The 9,429-nt window shown below is 54.2% G+C and carries 6 protein-coding genes and 1 pseudogene; 4 read left to right on the plus strand and 3 right to left on the minus strand.

Translation table 11 applies throughout. The features are described 5' to 3' along the window. The 3 genes and pseudogenes from ABX962_RS20995 to trxA form a co-directional block, all read left to right on the plus strand. Positions 1–793 (plus strand): annotated as a pseudogene (locus ABX962_RS20995) (hypothetical protein); the annotation flags it as partial. A gap of 67 nt (positions 794–860) precedes the next feature. Beyond that, on the plus strand, positions 861–1,619 hold the full coding sequence (locus ABX962_RS21000) for a CoA pyrophosphatase (protein WP_372722001.1): 759 nt from the start codon (positions 861–863) through the stop codon (positions 1,617–1,619). Between the two features lie 87 nt (positions 1,620–1,706). Then, positions 1,707–2,036, plus strand: a complete 330-nt coding sequence (gene trxA, locus ABX962_RS21005) for a thioredoxin (RefSeq protein ID WP_339936623.1) — start codon at positions 1,707–1,709, stop codon at positions 2,034–2,036. A 292-nt stretch (positions 2,037–2,328) separates the two neighbouring features. Here trxA and ABX962_RS21010 read toward each other — a convergent pair whose 3' ends face one another. Next, on the minus strand, positions 2,329–3,003 hold the full coding sequence (locus tag ABX962_RS21010; RefSeq protein ID WP_372722003.1) for a metallophosphoesterase family protein: 675 nt from the start codon (positions 3,001–3,003) through the stop codon (positions 2,329–2,331). Positions 3,004–3,664: 661 nt separating this feature from the next. On the opposite strand from ABX962_RS21010, the gene ABX962_RS21015 reads away from it, so the two are divergent. Further along, positions 3,665–5,734 (plus strand): vWA domain-containing protein, encoded by a 2,070-nt coding sequence (locus tag ABX962_RS21015; protein ID WP_372722005.1) that lies wholly within the window; start codon positions 3,665–3,667, stop codon positions 5,732–5,734. A gap of 52 nt (positions 5,735–5,786) precedes the next feature. Here the strand turns inward: ABX962_RS21015 and ABX962_RS21020 are convergent, their stop codons facing one another. After that, a complete protein-coding gene (locus ABX962_RS21020; protein WP_372722007.1) occupies positions 5,787–6,821 on the minus strand; it encodes a hypothetical protein in 1,035 nt (344 codons plus the stop codon). Beyond that, positions 6,818–9,295: a glutamine amidotransferase gene (locus ABX962_RS21025; RefSeq protein WP_372722008.1), complete on the minus strand. Its 2,478-nt coding sequence runs from the start codon at positions 9,293–9,295 to the stop codon at positions 6,818–6,820. Before ABX962_RS21025 ends, ABX962_RS21020 begins: the two co-directional genes overlap by 4 nt. Positions 9,296–9,429 lie beyond the last annotated feature (134 nt).

Genomic DNA, 9,429 nt, shown 5'->3' on the forward strand with positions numbered 1-9,429 from the left:
AGACAACAGAGCCAAGCTCTGGGATGCCAATGGAGGACTGATTCGCGAGTTCAACCCGGTTTCCGAAGATGTGCTCGAGGCCGCGATTACCCACGATGGCAGCCGAGTGATCTATGGCGATTGGGACGGGCAAGTCTTCAGTGCCCTGTCCGAGAAACCCGAAGAGAAACAAGCGTTGGCAGCGAATCCGCCGCCAGCCGCCGAGCGTGCGAAAGTCGTTCAGCAGCAGTTGGCATCAATCCAAAAAACGATGCAGCCGATCAAGGCCGAGCTGGATGCCGCCATGAACGCCGTGGCAGCCGCTCAGAAACCGATCGACGAACTCAATGCAAAGATTGCTGCTGCCAAGGCGGAAGCGGAAAAAGCGAAGGTAGCCGCCGACGCCGCGGCAAAGAAAGTCGGCGAATTGGATGGGCAAATGCCCGCCCTGGCTAACGCATCGCGTGACAAACACGATGCCGTGATCGCCGTTCGCGTGCAAACCAACGGCGACGTGGCTAAGCTCGACGCCGTTGCAGCGGCCGAACAAGCCTTAATTGATCACTTGGCTCAATTGGTCAAGCTGCGTCGTGACCGCATCGCGTCTGCTAATTCGATTGCGACCCACCAGCAAGTTTCGGCGGCCAAGGCCGCCGAAGCAGCCGAGTTGACCAAAGGGCTTCCCGCACTTCAAGATGCATTGGCCAAAGCTCAGCAGGCCGCCGATGCGATGAAGCAAAAGTACGATGGCGTTGCCACTCAATTGACCGCGGTGCAAACGAAATTAGATCAATTGTCAGCCGCCATCCATTAGTGCTAAGGTAAAGGGGGTGCAGGGGATTGCGTGAAATCCATGCAGCCATCGAGCTTGATTGACCCCCATGACTGTTCAACCATCACAACGACGTTCGGCTGTGCTCGCGGACGATCTAGGGCATTATTTGACCGAACAGCTCTCGACCGAGGGTGGTTCTGGTAATCGCTTGGGACGCCGCGGGCGGTTAAAACCGATGTTTCCAGGGCTGGCCTACGGCCGCCATCGCGGCCCCTCACGTCGGGGGTGTCGCCAAGCCGCAGTGGCCATTTCGCTGTTTCAAGATGCGGATCAGCAGTGGGTCATTCCGTTAACCCAGCGTCCGATGACGCTAAAGCATCATGGTGGCCAAATCTGTTTGCCGGGGGGACGCCGAGAAGCGGGCGAATCGGCCGAAGAGGCAGCCCTTCGCGAATTTGAAGAGGAGCTGGGGGTGCGTCCGCAGGTGCAGGCGTGTTGCGGCCGGTTAGGCGAGCAATACGTTTACGCCAGCGATAATGCGGTCCAACCGGTGGTCTTTATTATCGAAACGCCATTACCTCAGTGGCAGCCGGATCCGATCGAAGTTGAGAACGTGATCCTAATGCCCCTCTGCGAATTGTTTCGTCCCTCGCGACGAATTGTTGTCCAAATGAAAAAACGAGTGCACTTGATTGAAACAAGGGCCGATCGAAACCCGTCATCGGGGGCTGATACTCTGCAATTTGCCGCTCCTGCGTTTCAATACCAAGACTATCGGATTTGGGGAGCAACGGCGATGATTTTGGACGAATTGGCTCGGATATTGCTGCCTTATCACAATTGGTCAAAAGTGACTGGCAATTAGGCCACTTTGACAGTGGGGCAAATTGACAGCGAACGCTCTGTAACTAACAATTTGCGCTGGCAACCTATTTTTCAAAAGGAAGTTTCCATGGCATCTGATGCTGTAAAAGAATTCACTGATGAGAACTTCGATAGCGAAGTCCTTCAGGCTGACTCCCCTGTGCTTGTTGATTTTTGGGCACCTTGGTGTGGTCCATGTCGTCAGATCGCTCCGATGATTGACGAATTGGCCAGCGAAAACCCCTCGGTCAAGATTGGCAAGATCAACATCGACGACAACCCTGGAATCGCCCAGAAGTTCGGAATTAGCAGCATTCCTACGCTGTTGGTTTTCAAAGGTGGCGAAGTTTCAGAAAGTTTTGTTGGCGTTCGCCCCAAGGCAGCGCTTCAGCAGGCACTTGATGCGTCGGTTGCTTAAACGCGTCGGATAATTTGAGCGTCGGTTAATTTTCAGCATCAAAGGATGCGCGGAACACGTAGGCACTGTGTCACTTCACAGTGCCTTTTTTTATGCGCCCAGCTGATCTGCTCTAGTTTTCAATGAAGCGAGGGGGGCGGGCAAACGCGAATCACCACCTTCTGGCGAAGGTAGCTACCAGAAAACGCTTCGTAGCATTGGCTTACTCGCTAGCGCCGGTTGAATGGTGGCGAAACCGTGGCTAGCGCCAAAACGGCTAATAAGCAGACGTCTGAGTTGGCACTGGGGCTCGCTAGTACTGGGCCTGCGTGCTGCGGACTCGGCCATCCTGAGCGACCTGCCATACTTGACGGCTGTACAGATCGATTGCGGTCAACCAACCTCCGCCGTAGCAAAACGTGTCGATGTCCAACAAGTGTCCAATATCAAGAATTTCGCCATCTCGCATCGCCGTGTGCCCCACCACGGCCGTTTTGCCACTGATGTGAGCGGCGGGGAAACCGTCGTTCAGCGTGTACCACCGCAGCATTTCGGGCGGTTGGTGCTCGAGCGGCGTGTCAGGATCGTACGCCGCATGGGTAAAAAAATAGTCTTCGTACTCGAAGTAATCGCCCAGCGAATCGAAAAAGTCCTCGTGGCTTTGTGGCAAAAAATCTAATCCTCCATCAAAACCGTAGCTATCGAGCGTCTCGACCCCACCATATTTCAGCCATCCGTGCGGCGATTGACCGTCACGAATCACCTCGAGCATCATCTCCTCGTGATTACCCACCAATCCGATCAACTGTGTCGATCTGCGAAGCTCGATTAGAGTGTCGATCACCCCACGCGAATCAGGCCCTCGATCGACGTAATCGCCCAAGGTTACGACGATGTCCTTGCTCGTCGGGGCAACCTCCGCAAGCAATCGCTCGAGAGCGACCTTACAGCCGTGAATGTCACCAATCGCGATAAGTCGCTCAGACAATTTTGAAAAGCCCCATGCTGTATTCAATTTGACGATCGTGGGTTCAATCTGCCGCTAATCGTTACGGTATAAAATCAAGAGTACTAATACAAGTTCGAGTTGGCAATTAGCGGCACCATGCCTTCGGCGATCCAGGCGGCCCAAACGGACGGTGAGCTAGGTTTTCTGGGTACAATGCCAGCCTCGCCCGCGTTGATATCAGTGAGCGAAGGGCCACAAGGATCGACTTCAAAACGATAACACTTTAAATGATCATACCGTTTTCGGTGTCTTACGCGATGCTGTCCCCTTTTTTTGCTTGCTGAATTGCGAATTTTTGTCGCTGTTGGGGGGCCCCTGCAGCGGAGGGCTGCTTTGTTCGTTACACGATCTGCATAGCTAAAAAGATCTGCATTGCTAAAAACTCGCGACAATTGATCTAAGAGATCCGAGAACTTGGGTTGGATTCCTTTTCGTGGGTGACACCCGCTGCGTTAGAATTGAAGTAAAATAGAGCAACACCCTCTCGGCAATGGCTACGTTGGGGGGGAGATAGCCAGAACTTTTCTCACTTTTGAGAGACTGAAATTGGTATCCCTGGCGTTTGCTTGTAGCGTTTAATTTCAGTCACCTGCGATTCGCAACCGGCTCCGACATTTTTGAACCGAATGGTTAAGTGCAAATGACGATTCCGACCCCCCCAAGCAATTCGCAAACCCGCCATGCTGTGACTGGTGGCTTGCAGAGCAATCTCGAAGCGGTGGATGCTTGGGACGAGGAAGAGCTCGAAGAGGAGTCGTTCTTTGCGGCGAGCGAGACCACTGCGTTTGCCGGCAGCATGCTGGTCCATCTGATCATCATCTTGTCTTTGGCATTGGTCCCTTTGGTGATGCCGGTCGATGAAGAGGCCGTGGTGTTGGTGTCGCCTCCGGCTGAACAGGAGATTGAAAAGGTCGAGATGATCGACGATGTAACCTACAGCGATTTGCCGCAAACCGAAGTTGGCGCGAACAGCACCGCCGACGCGGCGATGGCGGAAGCATCCGCAGAAATGTTCGCCGAGATCTCCGAGATCCCAAACCCGGTCGATCTCGAACCGACGGACTTGGGGCAAATCATGGTCAACAAAATGTTCACCGAAGCGGTCGCTCCGTTGGATCGATTGAAGAATCAAAAGGGGCAAGTCGGCCAGAGTACACAAGGTGCCGCAGGCGCGGTGGACCGAATCACGTTCGAGATTCTGCAATCGCTCGAAGAACGCCCCACCTTGGTCGTGTGGCTGTTTGATCAAAGTGGATCGCTGCATCGCCAACGTCAAGAAATTCGTGATCGCTTTCAGCGAATCTACAGTGAGCTGGGGATTGCCAAAGAGAGCAAAGCGGCGGGTTTCCGCCGTAACACCAATGACATCCCTCTGCTGAGTTCCGTTGTTGGCTTTGGCAAAACGGTCACGCTGTTTACCGAAGAACCGATCGAAGATCTCGAAGAGATCAAATCGATTGTGCAAAACATTCCGGTGGATACCTCGGGAGAAGAACGGGTCTTTTCGGCCATCTCATCCGCGGCCGATCAATACAAATCGCTGCGTCGCAGTCGCGGTGGCAACGGTCCCCAACGAAACGTGTTATTCGTGGTGGTGACCGATGAACGGGGCGATGATGCAAACATGCTTGAACAGTCCATTGCGGCGTGTCGCAAATGGGCGATTCCAGTCTACGTGATTGGCGTTCCCGCGCCCTTTGGTCGCGAGCACACGCTGGTGAAATACGTCGACCCCGATCCTAAATATGACCAATCGCCTCAATGGGCCCAGGTCGATCAAGGGCCTGAAACGTTTTATCCCGAACAGGTTCAGGTCGGATTCACGGCGGACTTTAAACAGGAACCGGTGATCGACAGCGGCTTTGGTCCCTATGCGTTGACCCGTCTGTGTTATGAAACCGGTGGGATCTATTTCACGGTTCATCCCAATCGCAATGTGTCTCGACGAGTTCGCTCTTCCGAGATCGACGCCTTTGCCGCAGACATCGAATACTTTTTCGATCCGGGTGCGATGGCGAGATATCGTCCCGACTATTTGGCGCCTCAGGATTACGTGACCAAGGTGAAAGCAAGTCCGCTACGTCAAGCACTTGTGCAAGCGGCGCAGATGCGACCCGCGCAAGGGCTGTCGCGTCCGCAGACACGCTTTGTCAAACGCAGCGAAGCTCAATTGGTTGGCGATTTGACCAAAGCACAACAAGACGCAGCCAAGTTGGAACCCACGTTGATCCAAATGGCGACGATTCTTGAACCTGGAATGAAGGCCCGCGAAAGTGAGGAAAGTCTCCGCTGGAAGGCGGGATTTGACTTAGCGATGGGCCGAGTGCTTGCTCAGAAAGTACGCACCGAAACCTACAATGCGATGCTCGCCAAAGGCAAACGGGGCATGCCGTTCGAGAAAGAAAAGAACAATACTTGGATTTTAGAGCCGAGCGAAGAAATTTCGGTGGGCAGCAAATGGGAACGCGAAGCAGCGCTGGCCAAAGAGTTGCTCGAAGGCGTCACGCGTGACCACAAAGGTACCCCCTGGGCGTTACTCGCCGATCAAGAGCTGACTGTCCCAATTGGCTGGAAGTGGAAAGAAACCTTCACCGATCTGACGCCTCGCAATGCAGGTGGTGGCGGCGGCGGCGGAAACAACAATCCGCCCAAGGACGATCAGAAGCGGATGCTCAAGAAAGCACCCTCACGGCCTGTTCCGAAGCTGTAGAAACCGCTCCCATCCACACGTTGCTCACAGCCTCTGGATACGCATTATCGTGTCACGGTACGGACTTCGTTGCTTTTTTCGAAGCGTTTTGTCGCTCTTCGGCCGCTTGGTAAATTTTGGCCAATCGCAACATCCGTGTTTCAAGTTGCTCGTAGTAGGCAGTCTCCGCCATCGTCTCTTTTTGCGATTGCAGCGTTTCGATTTCACTTTCAATCGCGTCGCGAAGTTGACTTTCTTCGGGCAACAGCGGTGCTTGGTTCACCGCAGCGAACAGCGTCATCTTTGCTGCTCGCCGGCCATCAAGCTGAGAGTCCGGTTTCGCGGCGATCGACGGAATGTTGCGGCGGAAGGCTTTAAATGAAGTCCCTAAACCGTCACCGTTGTCGTCAATCAACGCATGCTCGCTGCTAATCCTAGCCTCGGTGTCATAGAACTCTTTCACCGCTGCGTTGGCTTTTAAAAACGCTTCATGCACCGAGACCTCATCGTCATGATCCAGGTCCGCATCGAGGGAACCGATCGCTTCGGCAAAGTAGCGACCGAAACGAGCATAGTTTTGCTCGCTGCCACTTTGTGTCGCCGTGACAATCACACGTCCTGGGGCGGACAACGCGTTGATAAACGGGCCACTTGCCGAAGCACCGTTGACAATCACCAGCGGACGATCGAGCGGCTTGATCCACTCGGCCAACTCGGTGGCCGAAAAATCAGGCCCTCGCAAATTGAACTTGGCCACATTCTGTGCAAACGTGCCATGGCCAATCAAGACAATCCAAAGCGGAGTCGATGTTACGCGATCCGCTTCGGCGATCCAGGACTTTAGTTGTTCACGATCCGGCGTACCCGCCAATGTCGAATCCCCGATCGGGTGTAGTTTCACGGAAGTCGACTCGACATGCCGTTTCCACTGGTCCGCAGTCTCGGCAAATTCCGCCGCATATTCCTCGTTGCCGCCGGCTCCAACGATCAGTAGCAGCTCGGCCGCAGCCGTATCGTTGGGCTGGACTTCGTCTGCCCCAACGCTATCGATGCCGATGTTCGATGCGAACAGCGTGATTCCTAATGCGACGGTAAACCATCGATTCATGACAAACCTTTCCAGCGACGTAATCCCCATTCACCGCACAAGCAAAGGATGGCGGCGACCAATACCCAAACGTTGTGCCAGAGAGGATAGACCCAAGTTTCGGTAACGGGGATTTTTAAATTTGGCAATTCGGCGGCAAAGTCAGCCAATGCATTATTGGCAATCACTTTACCACCGCTTTGTTTCGCAATCGTTTCCAATAGCGGGCGGTTTAAACCGAGTTGACGAAACTCTGCTGTATCCGGTTGAGCGACCCAGCCCGTGTCGGCTTCGCCAACAAGATGACCATCTGCTGATTTTGCCGCCACATGCACTCGGTAGGCGTTGGACTGATTCGTCCAAAAGGCTGCCCTGTACAACCCAGCGACATCGTCGTCCGCAGTGGCTTGGATTTGGATCACACCGTCTTGACTACCATCGCGAATTTCTTTTTCAACCGGGGTGATCGTTAATTCGATCTCGGCATTGTCGATCGGCAAGTACGCTTCGTCGCGGACATGCACCATAATTCGTGCCGGTTCGTTCGGGTCAACATTCGGCTCGACTCGCGCTTCGACTTGACGCGGCACGTCACCGACAAGCCAGTGTGCCATTTGCCGCCATGCTTGGGCCGCATCATCCCCGTCGTTGTTTTTCTTTTTGGGATCATGACGCATCGACCATCTCCACAAATCGGCAATGGGCATCGCTGCGGTACGCCCTTTGCCGAATCGCTGGGCGACGATCGCGGGTAGCGGATCGCCCGTGCGGTCCTGGACGGTGGCCAGTGTAAGTGCCCCCGGTTTGACATCGCCTACGGCATTCACCGAGGTGAACGGAGGCATTTGGGCAAAGCGATCGGATTCCGCCGATTCGTTCTCTCGCAGCCGCGCCCATGGCTCGAGCATTCCTTCGCGAGTTAACTTCATCCGGTATGCCCCGGCGACACTAGCGTCGCCGGACCGCGGACCATAAACCGGAGCAAGTTCACCGAGTGGGCTGTCGGCAAACGATTTCCCGGCAAACGATTCTTGCCCTCCGAGCATCAACAATCCGCCGCCTCGGCTGCTGACGAATTGCCGCATCAACAGCATCTGGTCCTGCGTGAAATATTCGGATTCAATGTCATCAAGAATGATTGCGTGATAGGCAAATAGCTCTTCGCGTGTCTCGGGGAACCCGTCGCTCAATTCTTCGGATTCTTTGACACCCAAACGAATCATGACAGGTTCATCATATTGCTGGACCAATTCGTCTTCGGTGCTGTCGACACCATCGAACAAGCGGTTCGTGTTGGCGGAACTTGATCCGCTGACTCCCTGATCACGAAAACTAAACTTCGGTTCTTTGTTGGCGATCCGCAACAAGCCTACCAATTGAATCTCGGCATCGGCAGCAAGTGATCGTCGCAAAAATTTGAAGTCCCAATTCGGCCGGCCGGCAACATACAAAATCCGGTAAGGCCCCGATTTGCGATCGACCGCAATCATTCGCTGGTTATTAACGAGCGTCGCTTCGAAAGTTTCGTGTGCGGCTGTCCCTTTCGAGTCTTTCGATTCACGCTTTGCATCCAATGCCTGGCGATCTCGTTCTTCAAACACAATTGTTCGGTAAAAACGAAGTCCGGGGACATCCGGTCGAAAACGAAACGTGACTTCGTTATCCGTTTCGGATGCCGAGGTTGTGATCGTTTGTTCTTCGACGAGTTTGCCGTGATCAAGATCGAGGAGTTGGACGACAAGTTTCCTCTTCGTCGGATTCGCATCGACTTTGACCCGGATCGTCACCGGAGCCGATTCAAAATCGGTTTGGCTGACACTGACATCCGCGATTCGAACATCGTTGATCGTTTCATCCGTGGACGACAGCACAGGGTAGACGGGAAATCCCAACGTGGACCAATCGAAATTTGTGTCGGGCGGATCGGTCAAATTGCCATCACTGAACAACACCACGCCCGCCACGGGACGAGCCGCGAATCGCTCGCCGAGCGACTGCAAGCTGGTCGACAGCGACGATACCGTGCCCTCGTTTGACAGAGCCGGGGCTGTCAATTCGAGTGCCGCGATCCGTGAATCAAACGAATAACCTCGTACGTCAAAATCCTGTTCCAAGCGAATCCGCCAATCATTTTCGGGAGCAATTTGCTTGGCAACAACGTCCGCCCGCGTTTCTTTGGCCCCCTTGGGTTTCACCTGCATACTCTTGCTGTTGTCGACCAGAATCGGCAACACATTTGCTTTAGGTCGCGGCCGTGTACCGCTGCGCATCGGCTGTAATAGACAGATTGCGATCAAGGCGACGGCGACAATTTTTAGTGCCGCCGCCAACCACCGCACCGCGCCCATCGTGTGCTGTGATGTGTAGTTCCAAAGCGTTAACGCCGCCAAGATTACTGCAGCGATCGAAACGGGAATCACCCAGTCGGGGGCACCCCAAATCAGATTTTCGCTTAGCGGAAACGCCGCGTCAGCGGTCAAAGTCGAGAATATCATTTGCCACGCCCGCTTCCAAGGTTCTCATAATACTGGCGAACCGCCTCGGTGAATTGGCTCGGGACCGGATCACGATCGACCGGGACTTGTGAATTTTTCTCAGCGGATCGCCGCATGTATTCCTCTTGGACATC

This window comes from Novipirellula sp., assembly GCF_041583735.1.
Classification (GTDB): Bacteria; Planctomycetota; Planctomycetia; order Pirellulales; family Pirellulaceae; genus Novipirellula.

What these genes read in the sequence shown, in the direction of transcription:
- ABX962_RS21000 (WP_372722001.1), top strand. Translation starts at nt 861, where the DNA reads ATGACTGTTCAACCATCACAACGACGTTCGGCTGTGCTCGCGGACGAT.
- trxA (WP_339936623.1), top strand. Translation starts at nt 1,707, where the DNA reads ATGGCATCTGATGCTGTAAAAGAATTCACTGATGAGAACTTCGATAGC.
- ABX962_RS21015 (WP_372722005.1), top strand. Translation starts at nt 3,665, where the DNA reads ATGACGATTCCGACCCCCCCAAGCAATTCGCAAACCCGCCATGCTGTG.
- ABX962_RS21020 (WP_372722007.1), bottom strand. Translation starts at nt 6,821, where the DNA reads ATGAATCGATGGTTTACCGTCGCATTAGGAATCACGCTGTTCGCATCG.
- ABX962_RS21025 (WP_372722008.1), bottom strand. Translation starts at nt 9,295, where the DNA reads ATGATATTCTCGACTTTGACCGCTGACGCGGCGTTTCCGCTAAGCGAA.